The organism is Thermus sp. H19.2 (assembly GCF_054979525.1).
Genome location: NZ_CM143429.1, coordinates 820,662 through 837,630 on the forward strand (window position 1 = coordinate 820,662; position 16,969 = coordinate 837,630).

17 protein-coding genes, 1 other RNA gene and 1 riboswitch are annotated in these 16,969 nt (G+C 68.6%); of the genes, 7 read left to right on the plus strand and 11 right to left on the minus strand.

Annotated elements, in window-relative coordinates; translation table 11 throughout:
• Window positions 1–123 precede the first annotated feature (123 nt).
• From ACY5J6_RS04450 to rimP, 5 genes are read right to left on the minus strand one after another with little or no spacing between them, the layout of a single operon-like run.
• A complete protein-coding gene (locus ACY5J6_RS04450; protein ID WP_462846155.1) occupies window positions 124–417 on the minus strand; it encodes a hypothetical protein in 294 nt (97 codons plus the stop codon).
• A 46-nt stretch (window positions 418–463) separates the two neighbouring features.
• Complete coding sequence (gene infB, locus ACY5J6_RS04455; RefSeq protein ID WP_462846156.1) at window positions 464–2,179, minus strand: translation initiation factor IF-2; 1,716 nt, start codon at window positions 2,177–2,179, stop codon at window positions 464–466.
• Window positions 2,148–2,423, minus strand: coding sequence for a YlxR family protein (locus ACY5J6_RS04460; protein WP_462846157.1), 276 nt, complete (start codon window positions 2,421–2,423; stop codon window positions 2,148–2,150). The genes infB and ACY5J6_RS04460 overlap by 32 nt, the downstream gene beginning before the upstream one ends.
• Window positions 2,420–3,580 (minus strand): transcription termination factor NusA, encoded by a 1,161-nt coding sequence (gene nusA, locus ACY5J6_RS04465; RefSeq protein ID WP_462846158.1) that lies wholly within the window; start codon window positions 3,578–3,580, stop codon window positions 2,420–2,422. The genes ACY5J6_RS04460 and nusA overlap by 4 nt, the downstream gene beginning before the upstream one ends.
• An 8-nt stretch (window positions 3,581–3,588) precedes the next feature.
• The gene (gene rimP / locus ACY5J6_RS04470) at window positions 3,589–4,014 is read right to left on the minus strand and encodes a ribosome maturation factor RimP (RefSeq protein ID WP_462846493.1); all 426 of its coding nucleotides are present in this window, start codon (window positions 4,012–4,014) and stop codon (window positions 3,589–3,591) included.
• Window positions 4,015–4,171: 157 nt separating this feature from the next.
• Between rimP and ssrA the strand changes: the two genes are divergently transcribed.
• The 7 genes from ssrA to ACY5J6_RS04505 all read left to right on the plus strand — a co-directional run bounded on the left by ssrA (window position 4,172) and on the right by ACY5J6_RS04505 (window position 11,332).
• Window positions 4,172–4,545, plus strand: a transfer-messenger RNA (tmRNA) gene (gene ssrA / locus ACY5J6_RS04475).
• 109 nt (window positions 4,546–4,654) lie between these two features.
• Window positions 4,655–4,776: riboswitch (FMN riboswitch) on the plus strand.
• Window positions 4,777–4,779: 3 nt separating this feature from the next.
• Window positions 4,780–5,913 (plus strand): bifunctional diaminohydroxyphosphoribosylaminopyrimidine deaminase/5-amino-6-(5-phosphoribosylamino)uracil reductase RibD, encoded by a 1,134-nt coding sequence (ribD, locus tag ACY5J6_RS04480; RefSeq protein WP_462846159.1) that lies wholly within the window; start codon window positions 4,780–4,782, stop codon window positions 5,911–5,913.
• Window positions 5,914–6,498: a riboflavin synthase gene (locus tag ACY5J6_RS04485; RefSeq protein ID WP_462846160.1), complete on the plus strand. Its 585-nt coding sequence runs from the start codon at window positions 5,914–5,916 to the stop codon at window positions 6,496–6,498.
• Window positions 6,498–7,697: a bifunctional 3,4-dihydroxy-2-butanone-4-phosphate synthase/GTP cyclohydrolase II gene (locus ACY5J6_RS04490; RefSeq protein ID WP_462846161.1), complete on the plus strand. Its 1,200-nt coding sequence runs from the start codon at window positions 6,498–6,500 to the stop codon at window positions 7,695–7,697. Before ACY5J6_RS04485 ends, ACY5J6_RS04490 begins: the two co-directional genes overlap by 1 nt.
• A 111-nt stretch (window positions 7,698–7,808) precedes the next feature.
• Window positions 7,809–9,947: a VWA domain-containing protein gene (locus ACY5J6_RS04495; protein ID WP_462846162.1), complete on the plus strand. Its 2,139-nt coding sequence runs from the start codon at window positions 7,809–7,811 to the stop codon at window positions 9,945–9,947.
• Between the two features lie 23 nt (window positions 9,948–9,970).
• Window positions 9,971–10,888: an MBL fold metallo-hydrolase gene (locus ACY5J6_RS04500; protein ID WP_462846163.1), complete on the plus strand. Its 918-nt coding sequence runs from the start codon at window positions 9,971–9,973 to the stop codon at window positions 10,886–10,888.
• 90 nt (window positions 10,889–10,978) lie between these two features.
• Window positions 10,979–11,332: a hypothetical protein gene (locus tag ACY5J6_RS04505; RefSeq protein WP_462846164.1), complete on the plus strand. Its 354-nt coding sequence runs from the start codon at window positions 10,979–10,981 to the stop codon at window positions 11,330–11,332.
• Here ACY5J6_RS04505 and ACY5J6_RS04510 read toward each other — a convergent pair.
• The 6 genes from ACY5J6_RS04510 to ACY5J6_RS04535 all read right to left on the minus strand — a co-directional run bounded on the left by ACY5J6_RS04510 (window position 11,253) and on the right by ACY5J6_RS04535 (window position 16,947).
• Window positions 11,253–11,741: a PaaI family thioesterase gene (locus ACY5J6_RS04510; RefSeq protein WP_462846165.1), complete on the minus strand. Its 489-nt coding sequence runs from the start codon at window positions 11,739–11,741 to the stop codon at window positions 11,253–11,255. The genes ACY5J6_RS04505 and ACY5J6_RS04510 overlap by 80 nt on opposite strands.
• Entirely contained in the window at window positions 11,738–12,166 is a 429-nt protein-coding gene (locus ACY5J6_RS04515; protein ID WP_462846166.1) for a cobalamin B12-binding domain-containing protein, read from the minus strand. Before ACY5J6_RS04515 ends, ACY5J6_RS04510 begins: the two co-directional genes overlap by 4 nt.
• Before the next feature lie 10 nt (window positions 12,167–12,176).
• Window positions 12,177–13,832 carry an acyl-CoA mutase large subunit family protein gene (locus ACY5J6_RS04520; protein WP_462846167.1) on the minus strand — a complete coding sequence of 552 codons (1,656 nt, stop codon included), beginning with the start codon at window positions 13,830–13,832 and terminating at the stop codon, window positions 12,177–12,179.
• Between the two features lie 98 nt (window positions 13,833–13,930).
• Window positions 13,931–14,797: a cation diffusion facilitator family transporter gene (locus ACY5J6_RS04525; protein ID WP_462846168.1), complete on the minus strand. Its 867-nt coding sequence runs from the start codon at window positions 14,795–14,797 to the stop codon at window positions 13,931–13,933.
• Between the two features lie 205 nt (window positions 14,798–15,002).
• Entirely contained in the window at window positions 15,003–16,475 is a 1,473-nt protein-coding gene (lysS, locus tag ACY5J6_RS04530; protein WP_462846169.1) for a lysine--tRNA ligase, read from the minus strand.
• Between the two features lies 1 nt (window position 16,476).
• A complete protein-coding gene (locus tag ACY5J6_RS04535; RefSeq protein WP_462846170.1) occupies window positions 16,477–16,947 on the minus strand; it encodes a GreA/GreB family elongation factor in 471 nt (156 codons plus the stop codon).
• Between the last annotated feature and the right edge of the window lie 22 nt (window positions 16,948–16,969).

Genomic DNA, 16,969 nt, shown 5'->3' on the forward strand with positions numbered 1-16,969 from the left:
CTAGTACCTTTGGAAGCCTTCCAACCGGAGCGGGGCGCTTGCGTGCCCGCCGCAACATGGGATACCCGAGATGGGGGTCCTGCGGATCGTTTTTACCGGGGCCCCCATGCGGGCGCCATGGTATTAGCCCCCCTCCAGCTGCAGACGGCGGAAGAGGAGGTAAAGGGGCCTCCCGGGGGTGGGGGCGGCGGGGGGAGAGGGGGCGAGAGCCTGGGCCTTGGGGGCCTGGGTGGGGCTCCTTTCCGCCCTGGCGGGCAGGAGGGGGAGAGGGAGGGAAGGGGTGCGGTCCTCCTTGAGGACCACCGCCACGCTCCCCGAAGCCAGGCCCGCCTCCTCCTTGGCCCGGGGGGAGGGGAGGAGCACCCCCTGGAGGAGGAGGGCCAAGGCCCCCAAAAGGGCCGCGCCTCCCCGAATCACACCCCATGTTTTCCCAGGCTTGGCCACGGCGATACCGCCCTTTCCCCTAGGCGGGCACCTCCACAAGCTGGAAGGCCTCCACGATGTCCCCTTCCTGGAACTCGTCAAAGCCCTCGAGGCCCAGGCCGCACTCGTACCCCTGGGCCACCTCCCGCACGTCCTCCTTGAAACGCTTGAGGCTTCCGATGCGGCCTTTCCAGATCTCCTGCCCCTTGCGCAGCACCCGCACCTCGGCGTTCCGGGGGATCCGGCCCTGGAGGACCATGCACCCCGCCACCTGCTTGCCCGTGGGCAGGCGGAAGACGGCCCGCACCTCGGCCCGGCCCAGGACCTCCTCCTTGTACTGGGGCTCCTTCTTTCCCTTCACCATGCTCCGGACCTCGTCGATGAGGTCGTAGATGATGCGGAAGGTCTTGAGGAGGACCCCCTTTTCCTCGGCCTTCTTCTTCACCGCGCCCGGGGGGTTGACCCCGAAGGCCAAAATGGCCGCTCCCGCCGTCTGGGCTAAGAGGACGTCCGACTCGGTGGGGGCGCCCACCTGGGCCAGGAGCACGTGGATCTTCACGTCCTCGGTGCTCTCCCGGGCCAGGATGTGCTGGATGGCCTCGAGGGAGCCCTGGGTGTCGGCCCGGAGGATGAGGTGGACCTCCTTCTTCCCCTCCTCCTGCAGGTTCCGCAAAAGGTCGGCCATGGTCTTGGGGCGGCGCTCCTTTTCCGCCTCCTCCTTGGCCCTCCTTTCCTCCCTCCGCTCCTCGGCGATCTCCTTGGCGGCCTCGAGGTCCGGCACCCACTCCACCACATCCCCGGCGTGGGGGAGCTCCTGGAAGCCCAGGACCTGGACCGCGCTTCCCGGCCCCGCCTCCTTCCGCTGGTGGCCGTCGGCGTCCATCATGGCCCGGATGCGCCCAAAGACCTCCCCGGCCACCACGTAGTCCCCCACGCGGAAGGTCCCTTCCTGCACCAGCATGTTGGCGATGACCCCGGCCTGCTTGTCCAGCTTGGACTCCAGGATCACCCCTTTGGGCTCGGCGTTGGGGTCGGCCCGGTAGTCCTCCAGCTCGGCCAAGAGGAGGATCATCTCCAGGAGGTCCTGCACCCCCTGGCCCGTCTTGGCGCTGATGGGCACCACGATAGCGTCGCCGCCGTACTCCTCGGGGACGAAGCCCCGCTCCATAAGCTGGCGCTTCACCTTTTCGGGGTCGGCCTGGGGCAGGTCGATTTTGTTGATGGCGAAGATGAGCTTGGCCCCGGCCGCCTTGGCGTGGGCGATGGCCTCGTCCGTCTGGGGCATGATGCCGTCGTCGGCGGCGATGACGATAATGGCGATGTCCGCCACCCTGGCTCCCCGCTGCCTTATGGTGGTGAAGGCCTCGTGCCCGGGGGTGTCGATGAAGACCACGGTTCCCCCGGGGGTCTTCACCTCAAAGGCCCCCACGTGCTGGGTGATCCCCCCCGCCTCCTTCTCGGCGATGCGGCTTTTGCGGAGGTAATCCAGGAGGGTGGTCTTCCCGTGGTCCACGTGGCCCATGATGACCACCACGGGAGGGCGCCTTGGGAGGCTTTTCCGGCGCTCTTCCTCGGCCAGCTTCTCCTGGAGCCCCCGTTGCTCCTTGACGAGCTCCCGCACCGCCTCCGCGTCCTCCTCGCTCAGGGTGGAGGCGTGGGACTTGTAGGGCACCCCCATCTGGTCCAGGAGCTCCAAAAGCTCCTCGTTTTTCATGCCCAGCTCTTTAGCCAGCTGGTAGATGCGTATTTTGGCCATCCTTACCTCCTAACTGGGCCAAAAGGGCTTCGGAAAGCGCCTTGGCCCGGCCTCCGGCGAAGCGCCGGAGCTTTTTCTCCGTCCAGCACTCCGGGTTGTCGGGGCAGACGTAGGCCCCCCGGCCCGGGAGCTTGCCGCTGGGGTCCAGCTGGAACCCGGTTTCCGTGAGCAGGATGCGAAGAAGCTCCCCCTTGGGCCGCCTCTTTCGGCAGGCCACGCACATGCGCAGGGGAACGTGCCTCATCCGAGGTCCCGGAAGAGCTTCTCGAACTCCTCCTTGGCCCGGCTTGGGGCCTCCGCCTCCTCCTGGGCGGCCTTGCGGATGGCCTCGTCCAGGTCGGAGATCTCCGCCTCCTCAAAGTGGATGTCGTAGCCGGTGAGCTTGGAGGCCAGGCGGACGTTTTGGCCGCCGGTGCCGATGGCCAGGGAGTGCTGGTCCTTGGTGACCTTCACCTTGGCCTTCTTGGCCTCGGGGTCCAGCTCGATGGAGCCCACCTGGGCGGGGGAGAGGGCGTTCTTGATGAACTCCTTGGGGTCCTTGGACCAGAGGATGATGTCCACCTTCTCCCGGCCCAGCTCGGCGGAGACCGCCTGGATCCTTTGCCCCTTGTGGCCGATGCAGGCCCCGATGGGGTCCACGTTGGGGTTGTGGCTCATCACCGCCACCTTGCTCCGCCGCCCCGGCTCCCGGGCCACGGCCTTGATCTCCACGATGCCCTCGGCGATCTCGGGCACCTCCTGCTTCAGGAGGTGCTTCAAAAGCTCCTCGTGGGCCCGGCTCACGATGAGGGAGGGGCCCTTGGCGGAGCGGTCCACCTTCTTGAGGTAGACCTTGAGGCGCTGCCCGGGGTAGTAGCGCTCGGTGGGGATCTGCTCGCTCTTGGGCAGGTAGGCCTCCCCTCGGCCCAGGTCCACGAAGACGTTCCCCCGGTTGTCCACCCGGGTCACCACCCCGGTGAGGACCTGGCCCTCCTTGTCCTTGTACTCGTTGAAGATGCGGTTGCGTTCCGACTCCTTGAGGCGCTGGGTGAGGATCTGCCGCAGGTCCTGGATGGCCATGCGGGAAAGGCCCTCGGGGTCAATGGGAAACTCCATCTCGTCCCCCACCTGGACCTCGGGGTCGTACTCCAGGGCCTCGGCCAGGGCGATCTCCTTGTCGGGGTCCTCCACCTTCTCCACCACCCGGCGGACCTCCACCATCTCGATGCGGCCCGTCTGGGGGTCGATGTAGACGTCCACCTCGGGCCCCTTTCCGGCGTCTACCTCCTCCTTTTTGTACCCTTTTTGTCTTTTTATGTAGGCCTTGCGCAGGGCTTCCTTGAAGGCCTCGAGGATCTCCTCGGTGCTTACGCCCCGTTCCAGGGCCAGCTGCTGCATGGCTTGTACGAAATCCCGGTTCATCCTTCCTCCTATCTCGGCTCCTCGGGCCACTCGGCGAGGTTGGCGCGGAAGGTGCCGATCCTAAGGCGCTTCTCCTCCTGTCCCACCTGGAAGACCACCTCGTCCTCCTCCACCCGGAGGATGCGCCCCACGAACCCCCCGGGCCCCGGCACCTTGGCCTTAAGGCCCTGGAAGCGCTCAAAGTGGCGGCGGGTGAAGAGGGGCCTTCGGGGCCCGGGGGACTCCACCAGGAGGCGGTAGCTTCCCGGGATGGGGTCTTCCCGGTCCAGGACCGCCTCTATGGCGCGGCTTGCCGCTTCCAGCTCGGCCACGCGGATGGGCCGCTCGTCCTTGCGCTCCAGCCGCACCAAGACCTCCCCAGGGGCTTCCTTGACCTCCAGGACCTCGAGGTCCAGGGGCTCCACCGCCTCTTCCACCAACCGCCAAAGGTCCACGGGCACCTCCCCACCTCCCTTCACAAAGGAAGGGTGGGCTTCCACCCACCCCCCTCCCTTGGGAGCACTGCCGCCAGTTTACACCCAAGGGCCCCTTGACTACAACCCCTTTAGTCTGGTACACTCAAGCTTGCCGGTCCGAACCCGGCCCACACATGGGGGTGAACGGTCTCGACGGGGGTCGCCGAAGGCGTGGCGGCGCGCCGAGGTGCGGGTGGCCTCGTAGGTACGCCCAAAAGGGCGTGACCGTAAAAACCCGCAACGGCATAACTGCCAACACCAACTACGCCCTCGCGGCTTAATGACCGCGACCCCGCCCGGTAGCCCTGCCGGGGGCTCACCGGAAGCGGGGACAAAAACCCGGCTAGCCCTGGGCAAGGCCCCGTAGCCCTAGGCGAAACCCAAGCGGGGCTTGCTCCTGGTCGCCCGTCCGCGGGCTAAGCCAGGAGGACTTCCAAAACGCGGACTACGCGCGTAGAAGCCCGCCGTAGGGACTTTCGGACGGGGGTTCAACTCCCCCCACCTCCACCAGAAGGGGGCGCCTTCGGGCGCCCCCCTCCTTTTGCCGGTGGGCGCGGGACGGTGTCCTGGGGACATCCCTACTTCCCTAGACCTGCTAAAGTGAGGCTGGTGCCTTGAGCACCTCCTTCGGGGCGGGGTGGAAGTCCCCACCGGCGGTGAAAGCCCGCGAAGCCCCTAAAGGGGCCCGACCCGGTGGAATTCCGGGGCCGACGGTGAAAGTCCGGATGGGAGAAGGAGGGCCACTTGCGCGACCTGGACGAGCGCTTTTTGCGTAGAGCCCTGCAGCTGGCCGAGCGCGCCCGGGGCCACACGAGCCCAAACCCCCTGGTGGGGGCGGTGCTGGTGAGGGAAGGCCGGATCGTGGGCGAGGGGTTCCATCCCCGGGCGGGGGAGCCCCACGCCGAGGTCTTCGCCCTCCAGCAGGCGGGGGAGCTTGCCCGGGGGGCCACGGCCTACGTGACCCTCGAGCCCTGCGACCACTTCGGGCGCACCCCGCCCTGCTCCCTGGCCCTCCTCCAGGCGGGGGTTTCCCGGGTGGTGGTGGCGGCCCGGGAGGAAAATCCCGTGGCCAAGGGGGGGCTGGAGCGCCTGCGGGCGGGAGGGGTCCAGGTGGAGGTGGGCCTTTTGGAGGCCGAGGCCCGGGCCCAGAACGAGGCCTTCTTCACCGCCAAGCGGAAGGGCCTGCCCTTCCTCCTCCTCAAGGCGGCCCTCACCCTGGACGGCAAGGTGGCCGCCCTCTCCGGGGACGCCCGCTGGATCTCCTCGGAGGCGAGCCGCCGGGTGGCCCACGCCTACCGGCAATGGCTTCCCGCCGTGATGGTGGGGGTGGGGACGGTCCTCCAGGACGACCCCGCCCTCACCGTGCGGGAACCCGACTTCCGCCCCTTTCCCCTCATGGTGGAGCCCCCGCCCCTCCGCGACCCCCTCAAGGTGGTTCTGGACACCGAGGCCCGCACCCCCCCCATGGCCCGCCTCTTCCGGAAGGGCCCCAGGGGGGAGCCCGCCCGGGTCCTGGTCTTCGTGGGGGAGGGGGCCCCGAGGGCGCGGGTTTCGGCCCTGGAGGAGGCGGGGGCCCGGGTGGTGGCCCTCCCTCGGGAGGGGGGGCGGGTGGACCCGGAAAGGGCCCTCGCCTTCCTCCTGGAGGAGGGGGTGGACGGGGTGCTCCTGGAGGGGGGGCCGAGACTTGCCGGGGCCTTTCTGGAAAGGGGCCTGGTGGACAAGCTCACCCTCTTCCTCGCCCCCCGGATCCTGGGGGAGGGGAGGGGGCTTGCCGAGGGCTTCAGGGTGGAGCGGGTGGCGGAGGCCCTCCGCCTTCGCCTTGCCCGCAGGGAGTGGCTGGGGGAGGACCTCTGGCTCGAGGCCTACCCGGAGGGATAAATGTTCACGGGACTCGTGGAGGAAACGGGGGAGATCCTGAAGGTGGAGGAAGGGCCCTTCCTCCGGGTCTACATCGCCGCCCGGAAGGTGCTGGAGGACCTTAAGGTGGGGGACTCCGTGGCCGTGGACGGGGCCTGCCTCACGGCGGTGGCGGTGGAGGAGGGGGGCTTTTGGGTGGAGCTCGCCCAGGAGACCCGGCGCCGCACCGCCCCCACCTGGCGGGTGGGGCACAGGCCCAACCTGGAGCGGGCCCTGAAGGTGGGGGACAGGCTTGGGGGGCACTTCGTCACCGGGCACGTGGACGGGGTGGCGAGGCTTTGGGAGGTCCGCGAGGCCCCGGGGGCCAAGGACTTCTACTTCCTCCCCCCCAAGGCGCTCGCCCCCTACATCGCCGAGAAGGGGAGCGTGGCCCTAAACGGGGTCTCCCTCACGGTGGCGGGGCTTCTCGGGGAGGCCTTCTGGGTGACCCTCATCCCCCACACCCTCGAGGTGACCAACCTGGGGAGGCTTCGGGTGGGGGACGGGGTGAACCTCGAGGTGGACCTCATCGCCCGTTACGTGGTCAGGCTTCTTGGGAGAGCGTGATGGAAGGGATCGCCAGCGTCAAGGAACTTCTGGAGGAGCTAAGGGCGGGCCGCCCCGTGATCCTGGTGGACGACGAGGACCGGGAGAACGAGGGCGACCTCATCATGGCGGCGGAGCACGTGACCCCGGAGTGGGTGAACTTCATGCTCAAGGAGTGCCGGGGCCTCCTCTGCGTGGCCCTCACGGAGGAAAGGGCCAGGGCCCTGGACCTCCCCCTCATGGTGGAAAGGAACCAGGACCCCCAGGGGACCCGCTTCACCGTGAGCGTGGACGCCCGGGGCACCACCACGGGGATCAGCGCCTTTGAGCGGGCGGCCACCATCAGGCTCCTCGCCGACCCCGAGGCCACGGCCCAGGACTTCCGCCGCCCGGGGCACGTCTTCCCCCTGGTGGCCAGGCCGGGCGGGGTCTTGCGCCGCGCCGGGCACACCGAGGCCACGGTGGACCTGTTGCGCCTCGCCGGCCTCACCCCGGTGGGGAGCCTCATCGAGATCCTCAAGGAGGACGGCACCATGGCCCGCCTGCCGGACCTCCTGGCCTTCGCCCGAAGGCACGGCCTCAGGGTGGGCACCATCGCCGACCTCATCCGCTACCGCCTGGAGAAGGGGGACCTCTACGTGAGGCGCGAGGCGGAGGCCCTCCTTCCCACCCGCTTCGGGGAGTTCCGCATCCTGGGCTACCGGGATACCCTCACGGGGGAGGAGCACGCCGCCTTGGTCATGGGAAGCTGGGACCCCGAGGAGCCCGTCCTCGTGCGCATGCACTCCGAGTGCCTCACCGGGGACGCCCTCCACTCCCTGCGGTGCGACTGCGGCTTCCAGCGGGACCTGGCCCTGCAGAGGATCGCCGAGGAGGGGAAGGGGGTCCTGGTCTACCTGAGGCAGGAGGGGCGGGGGATCGGCCTCGTGAACAAGATCAAGGCCTACCACCTCCAGGACCAGGGGCTGGACACGGTGGAGGCCAACCTGGCCCTGGGGTTCCCCCCGGACCTCCGGGACTACGGGGTGGGGGCCCAGATCCTCTACGACCTCGGGGTGCGGAAGATGCGCCTCCTCACCAACAACCCGCGCAAGGTCCGGGCCCTCTCCGGCTTCGGCATAGAGATCGTGGAGCGCATCCCCCTTAGGGCCGGGGACAACCCCCACAACGAGCGCTACCTCCAGGCCAAGAAGGAGAAGCTCGGGCACTGGATGGACTGAGTACCCCACCGCGGCTTTCGCCGCGGCGGGGGCCCCAAAAGAGCCTTCTCCTCACCCTGTTTCGGGCGTCCTATGTCGCGAAAACGACGTGCGGGCCCTTAGCATGGGGGCATGCCCCAGCGCCTCGGGCTTCTGAGGGCCGCCCTCCTCCTGCTCCTCTTCCTCGCCTTTCTGGACCCCAGATGGCCTTTGCCGGGCCGGGTGGTCTACCTCCTGGACTACTCCCCCTCGGCCCGGGAGGCGGTCTTCGCCTTGGCCTCGAGGCTTCCCAAGGACGGGGTCTACGTGGCCTTCGCCGAGCGGGCTGCCACCCTGCCCTCGCCCACGGCGAGAAGGCTGGACCTCGGGGAGGGGACGGACCTCCGGGAGGCCTACAAGGAGGCGCTCCGCCACCGGCCAAGCCGGGCGGTCCTGGTCTCCGACGGGCTTTTGGAGCCTATCCCTCCGCCCTTTCCCCTGGACGCCCTTTACGTCCCTCCAAGGCCTTACGTGGCGGTGCGGCTCGTCCCCCCGGCCTACCCCCTCTACGGGGAGACGGTGGGGATGGGGGTGGTGCTGGAAGCCCCCGTGCCCGCGGAGGCCAGGCTTCGGGTGGAAGGGCCTGGGGGGGTCCTAGAACGGGCTTTGAGGGTGGAGGGGAGGAAGGCCCTCGTCTACACCTTCCCCCTCACGGAGAAGGCGGCGGTGCGGGCGGTGGCGGAAGGTCCTTGGGGAAGGAGCGAGGCGGAGGTGGAGGTGGCCCCCGCCGACCGGGCGAAGGCCCTGGTGCTGGGCGACCCGGCCACGGCCCGCTACCTCGAGGCCCAGGGCTTCCAGGTGGAGGAGGGCTTCAGGCTTCCCCTGGAGGCGGACCTGGTGGTGGTGGGCGTGGGGGTTTTGGACCTTCCCGAGGGCGCCCCCGAGGCCCTAAGGGGCTTCCTCCGCCAAGGAGGTGGCCTCCTCTTCACCGCCACCCCCAAGGGCCTCTTCTTCGGGGGGTGGGACCGGGCGCTCCCCGAGGAGCTTCCCCTGAAGCCTTTGGGCCGGGAGGGGGCGGCCTTGGTCCTGGTCCTGGACGTCTCGGGGAGCATGGAGGGGGAGAAGCTTTCCATGGCGGTGGCCGGGGCCTTGGCCCTGGTGGAAAGCGCCGCCCCCGAGGACCGCCTGGGGGTGGTGGTCTTCTCCTCGAGCCACCGGGTCCTCTTTCCCCCAAGGCCCATGACCGCCCAGGCCAAGAAGGAGGCGGCAAGCCTCCTCCTCTCCCTAAGGGCGGGGGGCGGGACGGTCCTCGGGGGGGCCTTCCGGGAGGCGGTGCGCCTCCTAAAGGGGGTGCCGGGGGAGCGGAAGGCGGTCCTGGTCCTCACCGACGGCCTCATCGCCGACGCCAAGGGGCCCATCCTGGACCTGGCCCAGGCCTCCGGGGTGGAGGTGAGCGCCCTGGCCCTGGGCCCCGACGCCGACGCCCCCTTCTTGGAGGAGCTCGCCCGGAGGGGAGGGGGGCGGTTTTACCGGGCCTCTTCCCCCAGGGAACTCCCCCGCCTCTTCCTGCGGGAGGGGCAGGAGGTCTTCCGGGGGGAGGGCTTGGAGGGGCGGTTTCCCCTGGAGGCCCGGCCCCACCCCCTCACGGAGGGCTTCCGCTTCCCCCCCCTTTCCGTCCTCCTCCCGGCGCGGGCCGAGCCTTGGGCCGAGGTCCTCCTCCTTAGCGGCGAGCGGGCCGTCCTCGCCATCGGGGAGCGGGGGGAGGGGAGGGTGGCGGCCTTGGCCACGGACCTCTCCCGCTCCTGGCGGGACTTCCCCGAGGCCTCGGCCTTCCTCGGGGGGCTTGCCCGCTGGCTCGTGGGGGCCCGGCAGGGCCTGGCCCTTTACGCCTACCCCGAGGAGGGGGGGGTGCGGGTGGTCCTCCTGGGGCGGCTGGAGCGCCCCTCGGTGCTGGCCGGGGGAAAGGAGGTGCCCCCGGTGCCCGTGGGGCCCCTGCGGTACGAGTTCCGCCTCGAGGAGGCGGGGGTTCTCCTGGACGGGGAGCGCCGCCTCCCCCTCACCCTTCCCCTTCCCGGGGAGTGGACGCCCCGGGACGGGAAGGCCCTTCTCAGGGCCTTGGCCGAGGGGAGCGAAGGCAGGCTCCTGGGCCCGGAGGAGCTCCCGCAAGGGGCCCGGGCGGCCCTTCCCCTGAGGCCCTACCTCCTGGGCCTCGCCCTCCTCCTTTTCCTGGCCGAGCGGGCCCTCGAGGCCCGGCGGAACCAGAGCACAATGGGGGAGGGCCCCTTGGGCTAACCTGACTTTCCAAGGGGGTTGCTATGGACCGCAGGCGGTTTATCCAGGGTACCGGGCTTCTTTGGGCTTTGAGCGCCTTTGCCCCCGGCCTGGGCCAGAGGGGCGTTCCCAGGGGGGTGAACGGGGGTGGGTTCTACCGCTTCAAGGTGGGGGAGGTCACCGCCGTCGTTCTTTCCGACGGCCAGTCGGCCCCGGGGCCCCTCCTCCCCAACTTTGGGGCCAACCCCGAGCTCCAGGAGGCCTTCCGCCAGGCCCTTGTGGAAAACTTCCTGGACCCCGCGGCCACCCGCAACAACTTCAACCCCGTCCTCCTGGACCTGGGGGAGGCGCGGCTTCTGGTGGATACGGGAAGGGGAGGGGCCTCGGGGGGGAGGCTTCTTGCCCACCTGGAGCTCGCCGGCTACACCCCCGAGGACATCACCCACGTCTTCCTCACCCACGGCCACCCGGACCACATCGGGGGCCTGGTGGACGAGGGAGGGAGGCCGGTTTTTAGCAAGGCGGTCCACCTCATGGGGGAGGTGGACCTGGACTACTGGCTCAAAAACCCCACCCAGGCGGTTTCCCGGGCCCTGGTGCCCCTGAAAGAGCGCATCCGCCCCGTGAAGGACGGGGAGGAGGTCCTCCCCGGGGTGCGGGCGGTGGCCTCCTTCGGGCACACCCCGGGGCACATGAGCCTCGAGGTCCTCTCCCAGGGCAAGAGGCTCTTCCTCTTTGGGGACGCCGCCGGGCACCACATCCTTTCCCTGCGCTTCCCCCAGGCTTACCTGGGCTTTGACATGGACAAGGAGCAGGTGGTGCGCACCCGGGCCCGGCTCTTCCAAAAGGTGGCCGAGGAGAAAAGCCTCGTCACCGCCTACCACTTCCCCTGGCCCGCCCTGGGCCACATCCGGCGGGCGGGGGAGGGGTACGAGTTCGTGCCGGCCTTCTTTGAGTTCTAAGGCTTCCCATGTTCATTCCCCACTCTACTTCCCGGTAAAGGGGTCTAGACTGCTCCCATGCTCAACTAGGACGACGAGCTGGAACGCCGCATGGCCCCGCTCGTGGCCAAGCGGGAGGAGGAAAACCGCAAGATCGCCGAGCTAAGGGAGAAGCTTGACCGGGCCTCCTCGGAGATCTTGCGCCTCCGCTACTACCTGCAAAGGCTCGAGGAGGAAAACCGCCGCCTAGCCCAGGAGGTTAGGGCGGCCCTCCTGGGGCGGGCCTGGGACCCGGCGAGGCTTTCGGAGGTGCGGCAGATCCTCGAGGAGGCCTGGCTGGAGCTGGTCCTCCACGCCTCTCCCCAGGCGGACAAGCTGGAGGCCCTCATCCGGGGCCTGGAGCGCCTCCTTGCCGACCGAACCCCTCCCCGATCTGAACGAGAACCGCCTCCCCCCGCACCGTGAGGACCCCTTCGGCGTAGAGCTCGGTCTCCACCACCACCTTTTTCCCCTTCACCTCCTGGGCCCGGCCCAGGAGGAGGAGTTCCGGTCCCAGGGGCGTGGGCTTGAGGAAGTCCACCTTGAGGCTGGCGGTGACGAAGCGCAAGGGGGTTTCTTCCAGGGAAAGGCCCTCCGCCTGGGCCTTGGCCGCGGCCGCGGTGGCGGTGGAGTGGCAGTCCACCAGGGAGGCGAGAAGCCCCCCGTAGACGAAGCCGGGGATGGCGGTGTGGTGGGGCAAGGGGGTGAAGCGGGTCTCGCTCTGCCCCCTCTCGGGGTGCCAGTAGGTCTGGATGTGGAGGCCGTGGGCGTTCAGGTAGCCGCACCCGTAGCAGTGGGCCCACTCCGGGGGGTAGTAGAGCTGGATGGCCTTCATGCGAGCCCCTGGGCCTTCCAGCGCTCCGGCACCGCCTGCCTCAGGAAGTCCACGATCTCCTGGGTGCTGGTCCCGGGGCCGAAGACGGCGGCCACCCCCAGCGCCTTCAGCTTGGGCACGTCCTCGTCGGGGATGATCCCCCCGCCGAAGAGGAGGATGTCCGAGGCCCCCTCTTCCTCCAGAAGCCGCTTCACCTCGCGGAAGTAGTGCATGTGGGCCCCGGAGAGGATGGAGAGGCCGATGGCGTCCACGTCCTCCTGGATGGCGGCGGAGACGATCATCTCCGGGGTCTGGCGGAGCCCGGTGTAGATCACCTCCATCCCCGCGTCCCTCAGGGCCCGGGCCACCACCTTGGCCCCGCGGTCGTGCCCGTCCAGGCCCGGCTTGGCGATGAGCACGCGTATGCGCCGATCCACGCCCTGCATCTTACCCCTCCTACACGTAGGCCGGCTCCTGGTAGGTGCCGTAGACCTCCCGAAGCACGTCCATCATCTCCCCCAGGGTGCAGTAGGCCAGGGCGCACTCCACGAAGTGGGGCATGGTGTTCTGCCCCTCCACCGCGGCCCGCCTAAGGCCATCTAGGGCCTCCTCCACCCGCTTGGGGTCGCGTTCCCGCCGCACCCGGGCGAGGCGCTCCGCCTGGACCCTTTCCACCTCGGGGTCCACGAGCTGGATGGGCACCTTCAGGGGGATCTCGTCGGTGAAGGCGTTCACCCCCACGATGATCCGCTCCTTGCGCTCCACCTCCTGCTGGTAGCGGTAGCTGGCCTCGGCGAGCTCCCGGAGGAAGTACCCCTCCTCAATGGCCCGCACCACGCCCCCCATGCGGCGGATCTCCTCAATGATCTCCATGGCCTGCCGCTCCATCTCGTCGGTGAGCCACTCCACGTAGTAGCTCCCCGCCAGGGGGTCAATGGTGTGGGTGACCCCGGTCTCGTAGGCGATGATCTGCTGGGTGCGGAGGGCGATGGTGGCGCTCTCCTCCGTGGGCAGGGCCAGGGCCTCGTCGTAGGCGTCGGTGTGGAGGCTGTTCGTGCCGCCGAGGACCGCCGCCAGGGCCTGGATGGCCACCCGGGCGATGTTGTTCAGGGGCTGCTGCGCGGTGAGGGAGACCCCGGCGGTCTGGGCGTGGGTGCGGAGCATCCAGCTCTGGGGGTTCTTGGCTTTGTAGCGGTAGCGCATCTCCTTGGCCCAGATGCGCCGGGCCGCGCGGAACTTGGCGATCTCCTCAAAGAAGTCGTTGTGGACGTCAAAGAAGAAGCTGATCCGGGGGGCGAACTCGTCAATGTCCAGGCCCCGCTTGAGGGCGGCCTCCACGTACTCAAAGCCGTCCGCCAGGGTCCAGGCGAGCTCCTGGACCGCCGTGGAGCCCGCCTCCCGGATGTGGTAGCCGGAGACGGAGATGAAGTTCCACTTGGGGACGTTCTTGGGCCCCCACTCAAAGGTGTCTATCACCAGCTTCACGCTGGGCTCGGGGGGGAAGATGAACTCCTTCTGGGCGATGAACTCCTTGAGGATGTCGTTTTGGATCGTGCCCCCGAGCTTCTTCCAGTCGTAGCCCCGCTTCTTGGCCACCGCCAGGTACATGGCCCAGATGGCGTTGGCGGGGCTGTTGATGGTCATGGAGGTGGTGACCTGCTCGAGGTTGATCCCTTCAAAGAGGATCTCCATGTCGGCGAGGCTAGAGACCGCCACCCCGCACTTCCCCACCTCCCCCTTGGAGAGGGGGTGGTCGGAGTCGTAGCCCATGAGGGTGGGGAGGTCAAAGGCCACGCTGAGGCCCGTCTGCCCCGCCTTTAGGAGCTTCTTGAAGCGCTCGTTCGTCTGCTCGGCGGTGCCGAAGCCGGCGAACATGCGCATGGTCCAGAGCTTGGACCGGTACATGGAGCCGTAGACCCCCCGGGTGTAGGGGAACTCCCCGGGGAAGCCCCGCTTCTCCTCGTACTCCGGGTCCAGAACGCCGATGTCCTCCGGGGTGTAGAGGGGCTCGGGGGCGATATTGGAGAGGGTGCGGTGGGCCACGGGCCTCTCCGGCATCTTCTCCAGGCTCTTTTGGTAGGTTTCCCTGAGCCAGTCGTGTTTCTTGCGCATGGGCCCTCCTTTGCCCCTCAGTGTACGCTTTTTCGCCGGTGGGGAAAAGAGCGTCATGCCATGCCGGGATGAGGTCCCGGCAGGCCCTCCGGCGGGGTTTACGCCTGGCGCTCGCTTTCCGGCTCCACGTGAATGGTGACGCTGAGCCCGGGGATTTCCTCTTCCAGGGCCCTTTCCAGCCGGTCGCAAAGGCGGTGGGCCTCGGCCACGGAGGTTGCCCCGGGCACCACCAGGTGGAACTCCAAGAAGGCCCGGTGGCCGGCTTTGCGGGTCTTGAGGTCGTGGACCTCCAGGGCCTTTCCCCCAAGCTCCCGGGCGATCACCTCCTGGATGCGGGCCACCTCCTCCGGGGAAAGGCCGGCGTCCATCAGCCCCCCCACCGAGTCCCGGACCAGGCGGAAGCCCATGAGGAGGATGTTCCCCGCCACCAGGAGGGCCAGAAGGGGGTCCAGGACCCAAAACCCCGTGAGCCCGGCCAGGCCCACCCCCAGGAGGACCCCCACCGAGGTGAGGACGTCGGAAAGGACGTGGTAGCCGTCCGCCACCAGGGCCGGGGACCGGTGGAGCCGCCCCCCTTGGATGAGGTGGTAGGCCAGGAGGCCGTTGGCCCCGGAGGCCAGGAGGCTCACCAAAAGCCCCGGGCCCAAGCCCTCGAGGGGCACCGGCCGGAAAAGGCGGGGCAGGGCCTCCCGGGCGATGAGGAGGGCGGCCAGGACCACCAGCACCCCTTCCAAAACCGCCGAGAAGTACTCCGCTTTGGTGTGGCCAAAGGGGTGGGTGGCGTCCGGGGGCTTGTGGGCCAGGCGGATGGCGAAGAGGGCCAAAAGGGCGGCGGCCACGTTGACGATGGACTCCAGGGCGTCGGAGAGGAGGGCCACCGACCCCGTGAGGAGGTAGGCCAGGACCTTCAGGCCCAGGACCAAAAGGGCCACCAGAAGGCTAAGGCGGGCGCTGCGCTCGGCCACTCATACCACCCCATGCGGGCCCAAGCTAAGTACCCCGCCGCGGCGAAAGCCGCGGCGGGGGCCCCAAAAGAGCCCTCTCCTGGCCCTATTTCGGGTATTCTGCGTTGCGAAGCCGAGGCGCAGGCACTTAGCATGGGGGCCCCGGTCAAAAAGGCCTCCACGCCTGAGCTTGGGCGAGGGATTCACGATGACCTTCCTTCCCGGCTTACTCGAGCTCCTCCTGCCCTTTCCTGGGCTTCATTAGGGGGAAGAGGAGGACGTCCCTTAGAGAGGGCTGGTCGGTGAGGAGCATGGTGAGGCGGTCTATCCCAAGCCCCAGGCCCGCCGCCGGGGGCATGCCGAGCTCCAGGGCCAGGAGGAAGTCCTCGTCGGGCTCGGGGGCTTCCTCGTCCCCTTCCTTGCGGCGCCTGGCCTGCTCCAGGAAGCGCTCCCTTTGGTCCAGGGGGTCGTTGAGCTCGGAATAGGCGGGGGCGAGCTCCATCCCCCCGGCGAAGAGGTCCCAGCGCTCGGTGAGCCCGGGCTTCTCCCGGTGCCGTTTGGCCAGGGGGCTGATGGCCAGGGGGAAGTCAAAGACAAAGGTGGGGTCCTGAAGCTCCGGCTCCACGTAGATCCCGAAGAGCTTGTCCAAAAGCTTGTAGCTCGGCACCTGGGCGAGCTCAGGGTGGTGGGCGTCGGCCCAAAGCCTAAGGCGCTCCAGGTCCAGGGGGTCAAAGGGGAGGCCCGCCTTCTCCTTGAGGACCTCCACGAAGGAGAGGCGCTTGAAGGGCGGCTTGAAGTTCAGCACCCGCCCCTGGTAGGGAACCTCGTAGCTTCCGAAAAGGTGGTGGACCAGGCCGGAGAGGAGCTCCTCCACCAAAAGGGCCATGTCCTGGTAGTCGGCGTAGGCCCAGTAGGCCTCCAGCATGGTGAACTCGGGGTTGTGGTTGTGGTCTATGCCCTCGTTGCGGAAGACCCGGCCGATCTCGTAAACCTTCTCGTACCCTCCCACCAGAAGGCGCTTGAGGTAGAGCTCCAAGGAAATGCGCAGGAAGAACTCGTCGTCCAGGGCGTGGTGGTAGGTCTTGAAGGGCCTGGCCTCCGCCCCGCCGGTGGTGGCCTGGAGGACGGGGGTCTCCACCTCCAAGAAGCCCTTCTCCTCAAAGAAGCGCCGGATGTAGCGGACGATGGCCGAGCGCCTGCGGAAGACCTCCCGCACCTCGGGGTTGACGATGAGGTCCAGGTAGCGCTGGCGGTAGCGGACCTCCTTGTCCTTGAGGCCGTGCCACTTGTCCGGGAGGGGGTGGAGGGCCTTCACCAGGGGGGTCCAGGAGAGGACCTTCACCGTGACCTCCCCGGTCTTGGTGGTGAAGAGCGTCCCCTCCACCCCCAGGATGTCCCCCACGTCCAGCTTCTTGAGGAGCTCGTAGTGGGGGGTGAGGTCCTTCTGGAAGTAGAGCTGGATCCGCCCCGTCTCGTCCAGGAGGTGGGCGAAGGTGACCTTGCCCATGCGCCTCAGGGCCAGGAGGCGCCCCGCCAGGGCCACCCTTTCGGGCCACTCCTGCTCGGGGGAGGCCCCTTCCTTGGCCTTCAGGATCTCCTGGGCGTGATGGGTCTTGGGGAAGCGGTAGGGGTAGGGGGGGAAGCCCGCCTCCACCAGGGCTTCCAGGTTCAGGAGGCGTTGGCGCGTCTGCTCGTTCATCTTAGCCGTGGACCGCCACCACGCGGAACTCCTTCTTGCCCTTGGGCGTTTCCAAGGAAAGGACGTCGCCCACCCGGTGGCCCAGGAGGGCCCGGCCCATGGGGGAGGCGTCGGAGATCTTCATGGGGGTCTCCAGGACGCTGGCCTCGGCAGGGGAGACCACCTGCACGGAAAGGCGCTCCCCGGTGGCGGGGTCCTCCAGCTCCACCACCGAGCCCAGGCCGATGACCTCCCCTGCGGTTTCCTCCAGGATCACCGCCCGGGAGAGGACGTCCTCCAGGGAGTCGATCCGGGCCTCAATGCGGGCCTTCTCCTGCTTGGCCGCTTCCAGCCCCGAGTCGTCGTAGTCGTCGGAGGACTCCATGAGCTCCTGCAGGATCTGGGTGGCCTCCTGGAGGCGCTTCCTTTCCAGCTCCAGCTGTTGCATGAGCCGCTCGTAGCCGGCCTTGGTCAGCTTTACCTCGCGCGCCATAGCTCACCTCGTAAGTCATGGA